General features: G+C 36.8%; 11 protein-coding genes and 1 pseudogene. 7 read left to right on the top strand and 5 right to left on the bottom strand.

The genetic code is table 11. The features are described from left to right. Positions 1-6 precede the first annotated feature (6 nt). Entirely contained in the window at positions 7-1,014 is a 1,008-nt protein-coding gene (locus ACFIL7_RS01060; RefSeq protein ID WP_375636506.1) for an HlyD family secretion protein, read from the top strand. Positions 1,015-1,486: 472 nt separating this feature from the next. On the opposite strand, the gene ACFIL7_RS01055 is transcribed toward ACFIL7_RS01060, so the two are convergent. Further along, on the bottom strand, positions 1,487-1,771 hold the full coding sequence (locus ACFIL7_RS01055; RefSeq protein ID WP_375636504.1) for a hypothetical protein: 285 nt from the start codon (positions 1,769-1,771) through the stop codon (positions 1,487-1,489). Between the two features lie 851 nt (positions 1,772-2,622). Here ACFIL7_RS01055 and ispG point away from each other — a divergent pair. The 3 genes from ispG to ACFIL7_RS01040 all read left to right on the top strand — a co-directional run bounded on the left by ispG (position 2,623) and on the right by ACFIL7_RS01040 (position 6,917). Continuing rightward, positions 2,623-3,864, top strand: a complete 1,242-nt coding sequence (gene ispG / locus ACFIL7_RS01050) for a flavodoxin-dependent (E)-4-hydroxy-3-methylbut-2-enyl-diphosphate synthase (RefSeq protein WP_375633454.1) — start codon at positions 2,623-2,625, stop codon at positions 3,862-3,864. Positions 3,865-4,366: 502 nt separating this feature from the next. Next, entirely contained in the window at positions 4,367-5,518 is a 1,152-nt protein-coding gene (locus ACFIL7_RS01045) for an MFS transporter (RefSeq protein ID WP_375676702.1), read from the top strand. Between the two features lie 799 nt (positions 5,519-6,317). After that, positions 6,318-6,917, top strand: a complete 600-nt coding sequence (locus ACFIL7_RS01040; RefSeq protein WP_375683248.1) for a hypothetical protein — start codon at positions 6,318-6,320, stop codon at positions 6,915-6,917. A 1,725-nt stretch (positions 6,918-8,642) separates the two neighbouring features. On the opposite strand, the gene ACFIL7_RS01035 is transcribed toward ACFIL7_RS01040, so the two are convergent. Next, entirely contained in the window at positions 8,643-9,545 is a 903-nt protein-coding gene (locus ACFIL7_RS01035; protein ID WP_375634407.1) for a polyprenyl synthetase family protein, read from the bottom strand. A 424-nt stretch (positions 9,546-9,969) separates the two neighbouring features. On the opposite strand from ACFIL7_RS01035, the gene rpmF reads away from it, so the two are divergent. Then, entirely contained in the window at positions 9,970-10,149 is a 180-nt protein-coding gene (gene rpmF / locus ACFIL7_RS01030) for a 50S ribosomal protein L32 (RefSeq protein WP_005774555.1), read from the top strand. A gap of 1,444 nt (positions 10,150-11,593) precedes the next feature. Continuing rightward, positions 11,594-12,341: pseudogene (locus tag ACFIL7_RS01025) on the top strand (tyrosine-type recombinase/integrase); the annotation flags it as partial. An 898-nt stretch (positions 12,342-13,239) separates the two neighbouring features. Here the strand turns inward: ACFIL7_RS01025 and ACFIL7_RS01020 are convergent. The 3 genes from ACFIL7_RS01020 to ACFIL7_RS01010 all read right to left on the bottom strand — a co-directional run bounded on the left by ACFIL7_RS01020 (position 13,240) and on the right by ACFIL7_RS01010 (position 16,071). Next, positions 13,240-13,824: a CarD family transcriptional regulator gene (locus ACFIL7_RS01020; protein ID WP_273790499.1), complete on the bottom strand. Its 585-nt coding sequence runs from the start codon at positions 13,822-13,824 to the stop codon at positions 13,240-13,242. A gap of 303 nt (positions 13,825-14,127) precedes the next feature. After that, positions 14,128-14,469, bottom strand: a complete 342-nt coding sequence (gene fdxA / locus ACFIL7_RS01015) for a ferredoxin FdxA (protein WP_375617846.1) — start codon at positions 14,467-14,469, stop codon at positions 14,128-14,130. A gap of 21 nt (positions 14,470-14,490) precedes the next feature. Next, a complete protein-coding gene (locus ACFIL7_RS01010) occupies positions 14,491-16,071 on the bottom strand; it encodes a hypothetical protein (protein WP_375633450.1) in 1,581 nt (526 codons plus the stop codon). 577 nt (positions 16,072-16,648) lie between these two features. On the opposite strand from ACFIL7_RS01010, the gene ACFIL7_RS01005 reads away from it, so the two are divergent. Then, entirely contained in the window at positions 16,649-17,560 is a 912-nt protein-coding gene (locus ACFIL7_RS01005; protein WP_375613183.1) for an RNA polymerase factor sigma-32, read from the top strand. Positions 17,561-17,714: the final 154 nt, after the last annotated feature.

The raw sequence follows: 17,714 nt of genomic DNA, 5'->3' as shown, positions 1-17,714 counted from the left end.
CAAAAAATGATAAAAGCATTACGGTCAAAAGCTACGATTGTTGCATTCCTATCGGGCATTACGGGTGTTTTGCTAATTTTGTGGGCTTGGAGACTTCCTCCTTTTGTAAATAACATTCAAATAACGGATAATGCTTCCATTAAGGGTAATGTTACTCTGGTGAGTTCACAGATCTCTGGGGTGATTGCACGGATTTATGTGCAAGATTATCAACGTGTTGAAAAAGGAATGCTGCTCTTTGAGCTTGATGATTCTCTTTTTCGTCAGCAGTTTGCACGGGCACAGGCTGTTCTCGATTCAAAAAATGCAAAACTGGCAAGTATTGAATTGCAAGCTCAGATTTTACAGGGAGAAGTTAATGCTGCAGAAGCGGAATTAGCGCGTTCACGAGCATTCTCTAATGTTGTTTCTGATAGTAAAAAGTTAGGCTTTGGTGATGCGGCAGTTTCTGTTTCTCGCCCTCTTTCACAACTCTTGGCAGCCCTAGAAACAAAACGACAATTGCAAAAACAATTAAATCTTGAACGGCAAAGTTTACAGTCAGAAGTTTCGGGAGCGAAGGTGAGTGTTGAGTTGGCAAAACTTAATCTCGATCATACAAAGATTTTATCTCCTAGAACAGGCTATGTTGGATTGGTTGGCGCTAGGGTAGGGCAATATGTTATGCCGGGGACACAATTGGTCTCTGTTATTTCTGATGATATTTGGATTATTGCTAATTATAAGGAAACGCAACTTTCTCAGATGCGTGTGGGACAACCGGTTGTTTTTTCTGTTGATGCATTGAACAACAAAAAGTTAACAGGGCGTGTGGTTCGTTTTGCACCTGCTACAGGCTCAGAATTTTCATTGTTAAAAACGGATACGACAATTGGTAATTTTATCAAAATTGCGCAACGTATTTCAGTACGGATTGCTTTAGATCCTGGGCAGGAAGGGATTGAAAAACTCATTCCTGGCATGTCCGTGGTTACCTATGTAGATACTTCGCAGCGAGTCGATTCTGGAGGATGAAATTTTGGGTTTTTTCAGTTTAATTTTTGCGTCATTTACTTATAGCAAGTGGTTGTTTACGTTGGAAGATTTCGTTTGGTTTGCTATACTACATGTTTTAAAGCTCTTAGGCTTCTTATACTTTTATGTCATGATGTAAAATAATGTTCCTTAGAATATTAAAGCGCATGCATCTTTACTCACTTCCATTTCTTTTGAACTAACTCAGTAGGGGGATGGAGTATTGGAAGCTTTGCCTGTGGTTTTGCACAACACTGTCCTTTGAGGTGTGGTATCATCGCATGTTTGGAAGATGGGGGTAGGGGGATGCCAGATAAAAAACTGGATTATAGACTGCTCGGATGGGTGAGAAACTTATCCTGTTGGGAGAGGGCATAAAGTTAGGAGGAAGATGTAAAGTTTATATTTTGTAAACCATAAAAAATGCCCGCTTTGAGTCGGGCATTAAAAGGGAAGGTTATTGGTTGTGTTATTAATTTTTACGGATCAGCAAGAAGCTTACTAAAACGGCTCCTGCTGCTAATGCGAGGGTTTTTTTAGGATTTTCTTTCGCTTTTTTCTTTAATTCTGTAGCATGTTCGTTGAGGTGATAAAGTGCGTGACGGCCTTTTTGTTTCCATGTATTAAACAGCTCAGAAATGTTTTCAAAGCTATCATTTTGAAAACTCCAATGATTTACGGGGACCAGCTCTCTTTTTAATTGTGCTATACGTTTTTTAATTTTAGCATTTTTTCTATGGGGTGAAAATAGACACATTTATTGACTCCTTCATGTGTTAAATTGTTGTGTGACAGTTGGAATTGTGTTTGGGGTTTTGCTATAACGGCTTGAAAATTGAAAGGTTGCATTGATAATGCCGTGCGTGGGTGAGATGAGAGTTAAGAGTTTGGGTTTAATGAGGCATTTCTTAATGTACTCGAGTTCATTTCGTGATGGTGTTTGTTAAGGATGTAAGGTAAAAATTTTTACAAAATGGTGTAAGATTCATTCATAAAAATGGTGGGCGATGTCTTCATTTTTTTGTTTGTTTAAAGTGTTGGGATAGCTTTTGGCACTTGAAATAGTTTATAAGGAGTTTTTATCTACCTATTCTCTTGTGGCTGTAGGGAGTGGTATTGATTGATTCAATTAAGAAGATTTAAAATGAGGAAATCTTATGATATTTGGGTTTTCCATTCAAATTTGTAAAAAATAGATTATTATAAATCAATATATTGGATTAATTTGGCGATGTCTTTCATGCATTTTTAAAAATGGCGCTTTGATGGGTGTTATTTGTTGTGTTGTAAAACACTGTTTTGTGATGACATTGATGTCAGGTATCGGCATGCAACTTAAAAATACAGTATTGTCTCTGTTTTGTTTCAGTTTCTTTTTGAAGCAACCAAGTGTAGAAGTATAAACTTGAACAGAAGTAGTAGAACTTATCCGGTACGTCTATAGAATGAATACACCTATGAGTTGTATTGCATCAGTGTTAGTAGGTCGAACCTTTTGAGAGCAATCTGTTAAGATTGGTGGGCGGTGTAATTTTCGTCCTTTGAAGCGCGGAGGAAATCAATGTAAATAATGATTGATAGCGCAGGTTTTAAAAATTTGAGGACTTGATGAGTACGACCTATTTTTTATCTAAACCACTTGAGCGTCGTCGATCTGTTGGTGTTGCTGTTGGTGATGTGATCATTGGGGGGCAGAGCCCGATAGTTGTACAGTCGATGACCAATACAGATACCGCTGATGTTGATGCAACTGTTTCTCAAGTAGCTGCTCTTTGGCAAGCTGGCTCACAATTGGTTCGAATTACTGTTGATCGCGATGAAGCGGCGGCGGCTGTACCAAAAATACGGGAGCGATTGGAGAGGTTAGGATTTTTTGTACCATTGGTTGGGGATTTTCATTATATTGGTCATAAGCTTTTATCTGAGCATCCTGCGTGTGCTGAAGCGCTTGCAAAATATCGCATCAATCCTGGAAATGTTGGTTTTGGCGCAAAAAAAGATCGTCAATTTGCAGAAATTATTGAGATTGCTTGTCGGTATCATAAACCTATTCGCATTGGCGTGAATTGGGGCTCTCTTGATAATGCGTTGTTAACACGGCTTATGAATGAAAATGCACAGCAAGAAAATCCTTTATCGGTTGCTGAAGTGATGCGGGAAACTGTTGTGCAGTCGGCTTTGCTTTCGGCTACTTTAGCAGAAGAGTTAGGGTTGGGGCGTGATAAAATTATTCTTTCTGCTAAAGTGAGTGATGTCCAAGATCTTATTGCTGTTTATACCACCTTGGCGGCGCGTTGTGATTATGCTCTTCATTTGGGGTTAACGGAAGCTGGGATGGGAACAAAGGGCATTGTTGCTTCTTCGGTGGCTTTGGGTATTTTATTACAGCAAGGGATTGGCGATACGATACGAATTTCCTTAACACCAAAACCTGGTGGTGATCGGACACGAGAAGTAAAGGTGGGGCAAGAACTTTTGCAAGTGATGGGTTTTCGGCAATTTTTGCCTGTTGTTGCGGCTTGTCCTGGTTGTGGGCGCACAACCTCAACGGTCTTTCAACAATTGGCGCAAAAAATTGAAGCAGATTTATACAAAAATATGCCTGTTTGGCGTAAAAAATACCCTGGCGTTGAAAGTTTGAAGGTTGCTGTGATGGGATGTATCGTCAATGGACCGGGGGAATCAAAGCATGCGGATATTGGAATATCTTTGCCTGGAGTGGGGGAAAGTCCTGCGGCACCTGTTTTTATTGAGGGACAAAAGGTAAAAACTTTGCGGGGTGATCACATTGCTGAAGAATTTGAAGCACTTTTGAGTGATTATATTCATACACGCTTTGGGCAAGGTTGAGGTAAAAATCGCATAAGGTTGAAGTAAAAATGGTGTGTCGTTTTTTTTAACAAGCTGTCTTCAATGTGAAGATGGCGCTGTTGTATGCTGCTGCTTTAGCTATGGTCAATACTGTTGTTGGTTGCTTATTATTTTAGGTAAAACCAGATGATATGCCTGTTTTAGAATCAGAAGCTTATGAAAGATATTAATGAGTTTGAGTGTGTTAAGACTATTAAGCAAAACGATATGAATACTTTAATAGATCCGTAAATGTTGTTGTTGGTTTTTTGGCTGCTCTTGAGACAGTAAAATATTTAACGGATTCTTCAAATATCAAATTATAGAAAGAACATTGTTTATTGATTTTTCAGGCATTTTCCCAGCATTTTTTGGGGTATCAAATTGATAGGATTGGAAATCCTTATAGCGATTATAGTCCTATTTGTCGTAAAATGTAAGCTTTTATATTGATATAAAATGATGTATACGGGTGCCTTTTTTGGCGTTATTGGGGGAGTGCATGACAAGTATATTAGCGTTTGGCTTTTTATTTAACGGTATAAGGATTTTAACCGGCGCCTTTATTGTCTTTTATATGCTTGAAAAAGGTTTAACGCTTATTGATATAGGTGTCATTAAGTCGTTTCAGGCTTTTATTATGATGGTTACCGATATTCCTCTGGGATATTTTGCTGATCGAAAAAGTTATAAAATATCGATCGTTTTGGCAGCGGCTTTTGCTGCCACATGGCTCTTTCTCATGGGATTTTCTACAAGCTTTTATGGTTTTCTTTTGGCAGAAACTTTTAATGCCTTATCGCTGACATTAATTGCTGGAGCCTATAATGCTTTACTTGTTCAATATGCAAAAGCAAAATTGACATCTACTAAAAAAGTGCTTGGTTCCAGCTCTCAATATAATTATATCGGCATGTTTATATTCAGTTTAATCGGCGCATATTTTGCTGATTATTCTAGCCAATATATATGGTATATCGCGGCGTTTTTAATGTTTATGACGACACTATTTGGTTTGTTTTTTCTTGATGACTTGAAGGGGGAGAAAAAACCAAATAAAGCGAATTCTCTCATTTGTGAAGCTAAGGAGATATTGTCTATTTTTATTAAAGTTCCTTATATCTCTTTATGCTTTTATTTTTCATTGATCTTTTTCAATATATTCTCGCAGTATTGGCAGTGGATATTTAAAGATTATGATATTAATGTCACTTATTTTGATCTTGGTGTGACATTTTCACTGATATTGTTCTCTCAGCTCTTGGCTAGTTTTCTCTTTACAAAACTAAGTGAAAGAGTGAATTTTATTTTACTACTGTTTCTTTCGGCTTCACTGATTTTTACCGTTGCTTTCTTTGAACCAAGAAAAGAAATGGCTGTCATTTTAGTTTGTATGATTTTTTATCTCATTAAGTATACATATCTTCGTGTAGAAGTTGTTTTGCATGATAGTATTAGTGATCATTTCAGGGCTACATATGAATCTTTCTTGTCAACCGTTGGGAGATTTAGCTTATTGGTATTTTTTTACATGAGTGCGTATATGGTCAATATATTTGGCTTTTTCTCACTCGTTTATATTTTTGCTATTTATTTATTGATTTACTTGTTGGCAGTACTTTTTTTAGAAGGAACTCTCAAAAAAGTTCAGTGAAAATATTAACTTATTACGATACGTGTTTTATAGGGTTTCATAGTGGGGCAAAGCTTTGATTTATTAAGGCGCATCGTTGTTTTTGCATGTTGAATGAGAAAGCTGAATAGTGTCAGTTATTCTTATTTAAAATCTATGTATGTTGAAGCAATCAAAGTCATCTGCTTGTACGTTATAAGTGGGCTTGGCATAATAATCATTAAAATGGCATAACAATCATTACAAAAGAAATAAAAATGCTGCTCATGAATATTACACAAAGGGTTGCTGACAAGATTGGACGCTGATAAAGAACATGATTGTGCCGGATTATATACTTATTAAGGAATGGTGATGGAGCAGTTTTCTCATTTTCATTGGTTCCTTACTGGTAACACTTTATCTCATTAGAGCTAATTTAAGCAGTCGGACAATTTATAGCCTGTTCAAATAGGCTTTCCTCATGACTGATTTTATTGTTGATATATTTAACGCGTTTTATTGCTGTTTTCTTTAAAATATCAATTATCTTGTTGAGATAATTTTTTACGTTGTACATTCTCATTTTTGAGTATTTTCTCTTTGATTGTGGCGTTAGCTCTGTATTTTCTGATGTTAGAAAATTTCTGATCCAGATAATAAACTTATCTATGGAAACTTTGAATGACATCCCCCCTCTTTGAGAGGGAATAAAACCAAGTACAGAAATATTGTTGAGTACAATTTGCTACAAATAAGCCACAAGAAACCAGCACATATTGATATATTTGATAGGAATCTGTTAAGCCGTACAAATTATGGTTATTATAAAGGTAAAGCGATGAAATCGTTATCCATAACGTTTGTTGTAACATTTATAACTCTTTTTTCTGTATTGGTATTGTTGGGATGTACGCGTGTAGATAGTTTAGAGCAGTACAATAAACTTTACGAAGAATATATAAGTGAAAAATACGAGGCTTTTGAACATTTTCAAAAGCAGGAACAAGCAAGAAATTTCGTCTATAGCCGTGGTTATCAAAACATAGCGCCCAAATTTGATATTATATGGCATCGACACATACTTATTGTTTTATGTGGACGCTTTGTTAATTTATTACGCAGTGATTATAATGAGGAGATGTCATGGGCAATGCTACCCAATGTCATAAGCAGTTTGCGTTATGACTATAATTGGAGAGAAAGCGATTTTATCTGGGCTTATAATATGTCTATGAATTCTACCGACCCCATGATTGATTATGCGAAAAAATTTCTTAATTCTTCAAGTGGAAATGGTATTAGCCCAACAACACAAATTATTGACCTTGTGTTTAGTATGAGAGCTGGTCATGATGACAATACTAAACAAATAGCGCGTTTTTGCAGAGAACTCCACACGATATATGATATGATGAAACCAAGAGGAATTTACAAATGATATTGAATGGGTAATGAGAAAAATTCTCTCGAAGGGTATTAAATGGCTATAATACTCTTGATAATTGCGGCATTTTCTTGGCCATGTTGCTTGTTTTTTTATTATGGCTTCAAAAGGTGGCCATATTTTCCAGCGTTGGCAACAGGCATAGGTTCACTTACAATGATGCTTTTCATCTTAATAAGAAAATTGCACTTAAAGGAGGAAATTTGCACTTGGATTGAAAAAACGACTTATCACAAATTAGATTGCGCTATTATATATAATAATAAGGACTTTTTTATCTTTCTGTTGCAAAGATCATTCTCTGTTTAATCTTATCAATTCTCTTTTTGTGTGATGAATTGAATAAACGAGATAAAGAGCGTGATGAATTAAAGTTGTACAGTGATCATGATTATTATTAAATTGAAGTTATTACACACTTTTGTAAATAAAAATGTTTCTGCTTTTGAAGGAGCATGCCGACATAATCATTCACTTTGCTAGCCCCTAATGTTGCGACAGCCCTTGGCTTTTAAGACGGTTCATAAGAGGCATTTTTTTAGTCTTTTCTTTGATGTTTTGCCCTACGCGGCTCTCTCTGTTTTTGAGGTGCAAGCAAGTGATTTTGATTGATTCAATATACACAGATTTGAAATGAGAGAATCTTACGGTATTCAGGGTTCTTATTCAAGTTGAACAACCGCAAATTATCATTATAAATCAATGTGTTATATCTTTCCAGTTTAAGAGAAGAGAGATCGGTAATAATACTGCTTTGGTCTTTCGTTCTATTGAAATTAGTGGTTTTATTTATCCTGTTATGCTATAATATACTGTCATTTGAGGGGTGGTGAAGGTATCCTGTTTGATACATTAAGTATTTTAAGAAGTACATGGTGAATATTCTTAAGTCTTGCTTATCGCGTCTTTAGTTTAAGTGAATCGCATGTGTGGAAAGCGAGAGAAACCTACTCGGTAGGATACTAGACTGTTTACAGAGCAGATTGTATTAAAAGACTTTGTTCTTTGAGGGTGGCATAAAAATCAAAATAGCCATTATGTTCATTTTTTTCTGATATTTTAAATACGAGCTTCAAAAAAATAATGCTTAAACTAAACAACGAGCATTTTTGTAAAAGTGTTTTTAGAGAGCAAGCAATACACGACTGAATTTACAGAATGTAACCATATTTGATCTTTTACAACAAGATAGCGTGGAAAGGCATAAAAATTACGACTCTTTACTGAGGGCAGTGTACTCCTAGGGTTGGCAATAAACAACAGATGACTTTGATAAGGCTACAAAGCCAATCGGCATTTTTATTGTTTTTTGCGGGTTTATAAAATGCCTTGTTGTATACTTATTCTGTTTATTTTTGCCTTATCGTTAGAAGATTAAAGACATAAAGGAGAAAACGAGTTTTCCTCTTTCCGGTTGTTTTTTATTCGGCTTTAAAGCATCCACTGTAATATCTTTTAAAACATGGTGATTACGCATTTTCACATTTTGTTTCTTTTAGTCTTTAATGGAAGGCATTTTTCATGCAAAATAGGATACCCAGAATGCATTTGTGTTATAAATTCACGCGGCTTGTTTTAATGAAATTCCTCTCAAGATTTGTCGTACCCATTTCATGATAAGGACTATAATGGAGATTAATAGTAACTTTTCTTGGAAAAGTCTATTATGCATTCAATAAATATGACGGTGTACACTATGTACAATAGGGTGGATGAAGTTTAATTTTGGCGTATTGCACTAAAGTGTGCTGCTTGTTGGAGGGGGAGTGCTTTAGCGCCAAAAGGATGTAAGAATGCTTCTGCTTTACTGATGAGTATATCTCGCTTTTTTTGGGTTTCTTTAATGCCGTAAAGATGAACAAAAGTGGCTTTTTGTGCCGTTTCATCTTTCCTAGCCGTTTTTCCTAGGGTTTGCGTGTTGGCGGTGACATCAAGAAGGTCATCGGTTAATTGAAAGGCTAAACCAAGATAGGTACCAAAATCAGTAAGCTTTTCGGTTAATTCTTTAGATGCATTGCCAATGATGGCACCTGCTTGGCAAGCAAAGCTTATCAGGGCTGCTGTTTTCATGTGTTGTAGAGTGATGATGTCAGTACTTTCTTGCGGTCTTTTTTCAGCTTCAAGGTCCAGCATTTGTCCACCTAACATACCGCCAAGTCCTGCCGATTGTGCAAGAGACGTGATCAGCTTGATTCTAATATCTGTAGATAGATTACTAGCTTTATCGGCAATGATTTCAAAGGCAAATGTTAAGAGGGCATTGCCTGCTAGAATTGCTGTTGCTTCATCAAATGCTACATGGACAGTGGGTTTTCCACGCCGGAGTATATCGTTATCCATAGCGGGAAGATCATCATGAATGAGCGAATAACAATGGATACATTCTAAGGCACATGCAACATCAAGAGAATGTTCTACAGGGACGTCAAAAAGTGCAGCACTTTGAATTACAAGAAAAGGACGCAAGCGTTTTCCACCGTTCAGCACACCATAGCGCATGGCTTTGATTAAGTTTTTAGGGCGTGAAATTTCACCATTTTGGATTTGATCACTTAACAGGGTATCAAGCCGTTTTTCAACGGTGTCTCTATGTTTTGCAAGAAGGGTGGTAAATTCGTGCATTCTTGCTTCCTTTGTTTTTACAAAAATGAAATTATGAAGTTTAAAGAGAAAGGTTGTCGCTTTTTCTTGTTTTCATAAATTGGCGTCGTTTTTTATTAAAAATCAACTTCTCTTTTTATCCGTATCTCTACTGTATGCGCAAATCCCTTTTTAAACCAAATAAAAATTGAATGAAGGGCTTATAAAAAAGCTTTCATTGGTGTATAAAATTCTTAAATTTTGCAGTGTTTTTGATATTCATTTGATTATTGTGACACCATTTTTGATAACAGGAAGGTCATTTTTGGTAAGAGGAGGATCATTTTGACATTGCCTCTTCTTTTTTATCAGTGTATAATATCCTCAAATTTTATGGTGTTTTAAATGAAGCATTGTCATTTTTGACATTGCTTTTTCTGTTTTAATGGATTTGGAGTGTCTTTTTATGGCTGTACCTAAACGAAAAACCTCTCCAGCGAAGAGGGGCATGCGCCGTTCGGCTGATGCTCTGAAGGCGCCGACTTATATCGAAGATAAAAATTCTGGTGAATTACGTCGTCCTCATCACATTGATTTGAAAACGGGAATGTATCGTGGGCGTTCCGTTTTAGTGGTTAAAGACTGAGCGTTTTCTTTCTTTTCCAGTGGTGAACTTCTTTTATTGCATCGATCAATGCACGCTTGGGGCGTGCATTTTCGCTTTAAGATGAATGTTGAGGTTCTCTTGCATCGTCTTCTATCGATGTGGAACAGGGAATGTATCGTGGACGTTCTGTTTTAGTGGTTAAAACTTTAGCGTTTTCTTTCTTTTCTAGTGGTGAACTTCTTTTGTTTCATTAATGAATGCATTGGGTAAGATGCGTTTTTCACTTTTTCTTGAGAACATGTGTGGGATAAAGTTGTGCTGTAGAGAAATGATTCTATTGTGGGAGATGATTTTCTTGTTTTCTTGAGAGGCTATAAAGGGCTACTTGTATCAGTGTCTTTTATGATGACTTCGTTAAGAGCTTGGGTATTGATATAAGTTAGCTCAGTAATAGAATCATTTTGTATCGCACTTAATCTTTATTGACTATAGAGAGAATCCTATTAGACCGTAAAATATCATCGTTTAAGGCGGTTGATCTATGTAAGGATTTAAGCATATCGGTGTTTTCCGGTGTTTTTTATGAGAATATTTAAGGCAATGGTTTGTCTATAGGCTTATATTGTGACATGTGATTCTCCTTAAAAAAAAATAGAGATCGACATCACATTGATTTATAAAGATCATTTGTTGTTTTGCGCCTTGAATGGAAGGTCTATCGTAGGATTTTCTCATTTCAAATTTTTCCCTATGTTGAATCAATGATAATCACTTGCTTTTCGGTCACAAGTGGGGCTGGCATGTGGGTGAAAACTCTATAAAAAAGGAAAAATGTTTATAATGAATATTTTCAAATGTAAGAATTGTTGTAACATTGGGGTTAAGTGTATGCTGATGCCAGCGCGCTTTCTTATGAGCAGAAAAGAGAAAACCGTTACAAGACAGAAGGTGTACACATTCAATAATCTTTAGTACTTTTTATGATAAAAGTGCATGAGACTTTTCTATGAATATCACGCTGTATTTTCATGTTTTTGAACTAAGAATTGTCTATATATTTTTCTTATTTTTGTGAATATAAGGGATTTGTTGCGAACAGCTTGTAAAAATAAGTAAACTTAAAACCAGATATGTTATGTGTGGGGGTGAGCAAAGTATTTTATCAAAGCCGGTACGATTCTCCAGTTCATAGCTGGTTTATGAATGATTTTATAGTGTTGCTTACCTAAGTTTATGATTTTTTTTGTTATCTGTTCATCACTAGACAACATATTGATTTATATATATAATTCATTGTTTTTCATATTGAATTAGAACCCCGAATAACGTAAGATTCACTCATTTCAAATCTCTCTATCTAGAATCAATCCAAACCACTCGTTTGCACGTCACAAGTGGGATGAGTGTGTGGATAAAATTTGTATAAGAAAGAACTAAAAATGGTTCTTATGAAGAGTCTTAAGAGCCAAGGGTTGTCACAACATTGGGGGCTAGCAAATATAATGATGGTGCCGGCTTGCTTCTTCACAAACGTAAAGATGGTGGTGCTCAATGGCTTTATCGTTATACCATTCATGGTCGGCGCCGTGAAATGGGCTTGGGTGCCTTGCGAGATGTTTTTTTTAAACAAGCCCGTGAATTGGCAACTGGGTGGTGGGCTGTTTTACGTGAGGGGCGTGATCCCATTAAAGAACGTGAGAAACAAAAGCGTGAGGCAATGCGCAATCTCCATTATTTAAAAGATATCGTGTTGGATGCTTTTGAAAGCCGTAAAGCTGAATTAAAAAATGATGGTGAGGCTTGTGATTGGTTTTCACCCTTACACCTTTATATTCTCCCCAAATTAGGCTGTCTGCCTGTTTCAGAGATTACGCAAACAGAGATACGCAATACCCTTGCCTCTATTTGGCATGCAAAAGCTGGAACAGCTCAGACAGCACTGAAGCGTCTTAATCTTTGTCTTAAACATGCGGTTGCATTGGGTGTGGATGTTGATTTACAAGCAGTGCAAAAGTACGCGCGCTCTTAGGCAAACAACGTCATAAAACCACTCATAGACCAGCAATGGATTGGAGAGATGTTTTTGCCTTTTATCAGTTACTCTGTAAAACATAACATAACTGGCTTTGCGTTTGCTTGTCCTGATAGGCGTTCGTACTAATCCTTTGCGTCATATTCGTGAAGATCAGATTGAAGATGATAACTGGACAATTCCTGCTGAGAATATCCAATCTTTAGCAGTCTGTTTGAAACAGAGATTAAGACTTTTAAGAGTTCTATGAATCATTCTAGATTTTTTGTGTTCGATTGGAGTAAGAATATTGCGTATATCTCCTCTGAAATAAGAAACCTCATTTGGGAAAAATATGAAATTGGAAGGGCAATGCCAACGTTCATTTTTATTGTGATTTTTTAAGTTAGTTTTACAGCTTTCAAAAGTATTTGGAATGCCTTTTACAGAATGGAGATGATGGTTTTAGTTCATGCTTTTTTTATCGCGTTCTTTAATGGGGAATGCTTCTCATGCAAAATAGAGCGCCCAAGACAAAATATCTTATGTTGTACCGTCACGCATTTTTTTTAAGCAATATTTTTCAATATTTGTGGCATCCATTTTATGACGGTGTTTTTGAATGTTACAATGGTTTTGTAGAAGGGAATAAATGGTAAAGTTTCGGTGTAGTGTATAAACGGCACTATGATCTTTACGCTTAAATAAAAAAGCAAGCCCCGCCCTTACACATCTTGCCAGATTCCAATGTTGGTATATCCTTTGGTGCTTGAGACAGTGTCTCGCTCTTTTTGTACAGTTTTTACCCACAGATCAGCTCCGCTTGTGATTGACAAGCAAGTGATTTGATTAATTCAACATGAGAGAAATTTGAAATGAGAAATCTTACCATATTCAAGATTCTAATTTAATATGAATAATGCTAGATTATGATGATTAATCAGTTTGTTATCTATGAAGAAAGAAAATAAGGAGGAGGAATTTGTCGAAAAGTTAGATTGTTTATAGATTGGCGCTGGTTAAGAAACTTTGTCCTTAAGGGTAGAGAGGATGTTAAAAAATAAAACCAGCTTTTCGCTGGTTTTATCGAAATATCATCATTATGATGAAAGAGTGTATTATGCAGCGTAGACAGCTTTACTGTTTTCATCTGTTTCTTCTCTCTCAGTTTTAAACTCGCGTTCCGGCTTGTTGGAGAGATGCATCTCTATGAGATTGATAGCTTCTGTTTCAGAAAGACTATTAATAACCGCAATTTCGCGGGCCATTCTTTCAAGAGCAGCTGTATAAAGTTGGCGCTCAGAGTAAGATTGTTCAGGCTGTAGATTAGAGCGGAAAAGATCACGGACTACTTCGGCGATACAAATAAGATCTCCTGAGTTGATTTTAGCATCATATTCTTGTGCACGACGTGACCACATGGTCCGTTTAACGCGTGCTTTTCCGCGTAAAACTTTTAAGGCACGTTCGACAGAATCACTAGCAGATAATTTACGCATTCCAACGGAAAGGGCTTTTGCAATGGGGACTTTGACATCCATCTTATCTTTCGCGAAATGAATGACAAAAAGTTTTAATTTATGTCCTGCAACTTCTTGATCTTCAATCGCTATAATTTGTCCTACTCCATGCGTAGGGTAGACGATATATTCAGAGGTTGCAAATTCTTTGGTCTTGGAAGACGTTCCATGTTGGGATGCCATATTTTAGTTTACTCCCTTATGATCAACAAATGTATCGGAAAACAGGTTATAAACCTGAGGGTTGAGTTTTCTTTAACCAAGTATATTGTACCAATTAAGTGAGCATAAAAGCCGAGTACTTTTAAATCAAAAAAAAATACACCGCTTTACTATAACAAGCAAAGAAAAATACTTAGAAAGATGATCATGTTAAAATAACATTAACATCAAAATTTAAAAGAATCAATCATTTCGCTTAAGGATTTTTTATTTTTACAAGAGAAGTCTTTCAATCGTTGAAGGAGGAGAGTGTACACTTTATCATTACTCTTCGCCACTTCCTGGATTTTCTGAAAAATACTTTTCTAATTTATTTGGAACGCCATCCATTTCTTTTGCTTGAGGAAGAGGATCTTTTCGGGTGGTTAGATTAGGCCATTTGTTTGCATAATGAAGATTGAGTTCTAACCACTTTTCTAACCCTGGTTCTGTATCAGGTAAAATCGCTTCTGCTGGGCATTCTGGCACGCAAACACCACAATCGATGCATTCATCGGGGTGAATAACAAGCATATTTTCCCCTTCATAAAAACAATCAACTGGGCAGACTTCAACGCAATCCGTATATTTGCAGTGAATGCAGTTGTCGGTTACTACGTGGGTCAAGATCGAACTCCATTTGTTACTTTAATTCTCTTTAGAGGAAAGTGTGTGCGTGTTTTTATGATTGGTGAGTTGATCGCGTAGTACAGCTAGTTTCGCAAAAGGTGAATCAGGATTAAGGCGCTTTTCTTTTTGAAAGGGCTTATGATTTGCATGTTTTCCTTGGGATTTGTGGAACTTATGAGAGCGTTTTGCTTGTGATGGTGCTTTTTGAGGGGAATTTTCATTTTTGTATTCCGCTTTTTTTACAGCGTTCTTCGATTTATTTTGCCATTTATTTCCTAATTTATCACGTTTTTTTTGTGCATGGTGGGGAAATTGATGCTTATAATGCCATAATAAAATAACTTTATCTTCTTCTGTAGAGCGAGGGGATTTGGCAAAATTCCCAATAGGTTCAGCTTCTGGTAAACGATTGGTTTTATGGAGATGTTTTTCAATACCAGAGGATGAAATGTTTGGGTATGAGATATTTTTTTCTTCTCGTGTTGTTTCTAAATCGCTTATTGTTTGCCATTGACTTCCAACGCATTCTGCTGCGGGAACATCTTGCATTGTCTCATTGACAGGGGAAGAGGCTTGGTGTGCAAGGAGATTTTGTTCAAAAACAGTATTGCTTATGCTGTACGATTGATAACCAAGTCCTTTGAGGATTTCTTCCATATCATTTCCATTGGCCCCAAGAATGGACATCATGGCTGGTGTAACAAAAAAACTTTTTCCATCATAGGCGCCATCTGGTTTGGGATCACTTCCTTGTTTCCAATGAAGTGCGGGACGGATGAGATTGGCAAGACGTTCTAAAATATCAATCCGTACAGCACGTTGTCCTAAGATTCGGTAGCCGGCTAATTGATAAAATTGGCGGTTATAGGTAGAGTCAACCATCAAAGAGGTTCGACCAGCAGATAATGCTGAAAAAATTTCACCCAAACCAGTTTGATCTTGTCCCGCATTTTGAAGATTCCACAGGAGAGTAATGGCTTGAACCGGAGCAGGTTTAAGCATTCCGGCAACATAGATATGAAAAGCGCCAAAACGCACGCCTAGACGCCGAAGAACGGCACGTGATTCTTGCGCAAGGTTTTTGACAATGTCTAAGACTTCGCGGCGTGGTAAAATCCCTAAAGAGTTAAAAAGTTGTAAAGCAAGACTGTTTGTTGAATCTGTTAAATTATCAGCATTGCGCAAATCAAACAGGGGTTTTAAAGTCGTTTCAAAATGAAAGGTGACAAAGCGTTCTAATCGTTTCACAACGTTATTGCGGGATTCTTCCGTGAGTTGTTCATCTGCTAAAACAATCAGTTTTGGTTTGAAAAAATCTTCTGTTGCTACAAGTTGTCCTACGGGTTGACCAATCCAGCGCACAATTCCATCAGAACTGAGGGTAAAATCTCCATTTGCACAAGCACAAAAACGTGTCGCGCGTTTGGAAAAAGCAAGAATCAAATTCTCATTCTCTGTTGAAATTTGCTTCTCAGCTATTTGATCGGTACTGTTTTTGTTGGCATAAAAACGAAAACCTTCAAATTTACCCCTTCCGTGTTTTTCAATGAGAATATCATCTTGAAGAATCTCATTCTGTTGAACAATCTTGCTATCCATGATCATTTTCTTTCTCAGTGTGACACTGGTCAAAAGCTTTTTGCGACAATTTCATAATGGTGCTCTTTCTTTAACACGTTTGTTGTGTTTGCTTCAATCACTCTTGTCATTTTTTGCTGTTTCTTTGCGCCTTTAAAACTTGAATGATTCTTTTTTCATTCAGTTTTCATTCAGTTTGGATGCTTTATATTTGCAAATTACACTTATTAGTTGTATTGTAAAGCTAAAAGCATAAATAAATTCTTCGATTTAAAAGGAAACGGAACCGATTATCAAAAAACGGCATTTCTTTTGCATGATCACTTTAATTTTTTTGCTGTTTTGTCATGAAAAGTGAAGAGAAAGTTTTTTCAAATATTTCATAGGCTAAAAGGCATATTGTAAAGGCATTTTGCAGGTGAAATTGTGTCTTATGACAAGAAGTTTTACCATGACAGTAAAAAAAACAATTGCGATTATAAAATTACACGTTAAAGTAGTGGCCACAGAAGTTAACAACTTTTGCGTTCTTTTTAAGCGAAGAACAATGATGTCGTTGCCAAATCAATTTTGATAATTTTAATCGCAAGGGGTTATTATGGGTAATCTTTCAAATGCTGTTTATAAAAGCAGCAAAAATTATAGCGATGCAGACAAAAGCTTAGGACGTAATATGATGCGTTCTGCTATGCAAGCACCTTATCTTGAACGACAAAAAGAGCATGATTTGGCTCTGCGGTGGAAAGACAAACGTGATGATGACGCCATGCATCAAATTGCAGCGGCTCATATGCGTTTAGTGATTGCTATTGCTAATCGCTTTAAACGTTTCAAAATGCCATTGGGGGATTTGGTACAAGAAGGGTATGTGGGACTATTGGAAGCAGCTGCACGTTTTGAACCTGATCGGGAAGTGCGTTTTTCAACATATGCAACGTGGTGGATACGCGCTTCTATTCAAGATTATATTTTGCGAAATTGGTCAATCGTTCGAGGGGGAACGAGTTCTTCGCAAAAAGCACTTTTCTTTAATCTTCGGCGTTTGCGTGCAAAACTGATACAAGATGATAGTGCTTTGTCAAAACAGGATATTTTTCGCACAATCGCTGAAAAACTCGGTGTTTCCGTGCGCGATGTTGAAACGATGGATTTTCGTTTTTCCAGTTCTGATAATTCCTTGAGTGTTTCTGTTTCTGAGAACAGTGATAATCCCATTGCTAAGATGGATGTTTTGGTGGATGATAGTCCTCTTCCTGATGCTTTAATTGAGCAAGTCATTGATGGTCAACGGCGTACACAATGGCTTTACGATGCGTTGCAAATTCTCAACGAACGGGAGTTGGAAATTATTCGCTTTCGTCGCTTAAATGAAGAGGGTGCGACTCTCGAAGTTTTGGGTGAAAAGTTAGGAATCTCGAAAGAGCGCGTGCGTCAAATTGAAGCTAGGGCTTTGCAAAAATTGCGTTCTGCTCTCCTTACGATTCATTCAGAAGATGCTTACGATATATAAGCAGTGAAAGGCTTTTTGGGGGGGAAAGAGAATATATTAAGTGGGGGCATATGAGAATATGATAAAGTCAGTTTTAGGGGATGTCCGGATTTGTTTAGAAATATGCCTCCTTGGGAGCGCTACTACAGAGGAAGATAGGGGGCTGTTAGTTGGA

Origin of the sequence: Bartonella sp. AP3QHHD (genome assembly GCF_042195765.1) — a bacterium.
Taxonomy (GTDB): domain Bacteria; phylum Pseudomonadota; class Alphaproteobacteria; order Rhizobiales; family Rhizobiaceae; genus Bartonella.
Note: the sequence above shows the minus strand (reverse complement) of the source record. Positions and strands in the feature narration are given on the sequence as shown.

What these genes read in the sequence shown, in the direction of transcription:
- ACFIL7_RS01060 (WP_375636506.1), top strand. Translation starts at nt 7, where the DNA reads ATGATAAAAGCATTACGGTCAAAAGCTACGATTGTTGCATTCCTATCG.
- ACFIL7_RS01055 (WP_375636504.1), bottom strand. Translation starts at nt 1,771, where the DNA reads ATGTGTCTATTTTCACCCCATAGAAAAAATGCTAAAATTAAAAAACGT.
- ispG (WP_375633454.1), top strand. Translation starts at nt 2,623, where the DNA reads ATGAGTACGACCTATTTTTTATCTAAACCACTTGAGCGTCGTCGATCT.
- ACFIL7_RS01045 (WP_375676702.1), top strand. Translation starts at nt 4,367, where the DNA reads ATGACAAGTATATTAGCGTTTGGCTTTTTATTTAACGGTATAAGGATT.
- ACFIL7_RS01040 (WP_375683248.1), top strand. Translation starts at nt 6,318, where the DNA reads ATGAAATCGTTATCCATAACGTTTGTTGTAACATTTATAACTCTTTTT.
- ACFIL7_RS01035 (WP_375634407.1), bottom strand. Translation starts at nt 9,545, where the DNA reads ATGCACGAATTTACCACCCTTCTTGCAAAACATAGAGACACCGTTGAA.
- rpmF (WP_005774555.1), top strand. Translation starts at nt 9,970, where the DNA reads ATGGCTGTACCTAAACGAAAAACCTCTCCAGCGAAGAGGGGCATGCGC.
- ACFIL7_RS01020 (WP_273790499.1), bottom strand. Translation starts at nt 13,824, where the DNA reads ATGGCATCCCAACATGGAACGTCTTCCAAGACCAAAGAATTTGCAACC.
- ACFIL7_RS01010 (WP_375633450.1), bottom strand. Translation starts at nt 16,071, where the DNA reads ATGGATAGCAAGATTGTTCAACAGAATGAGATTCTTCAAGATGATATT.
- ACFIL7_RS01005 (WP_375613183.1), top strand. Translation starts at nt 16,649, where the DNA reads ATGGGTAATCTTTCAAATGCTGTTTATAAAAGCAGCAAAAATTATAGC.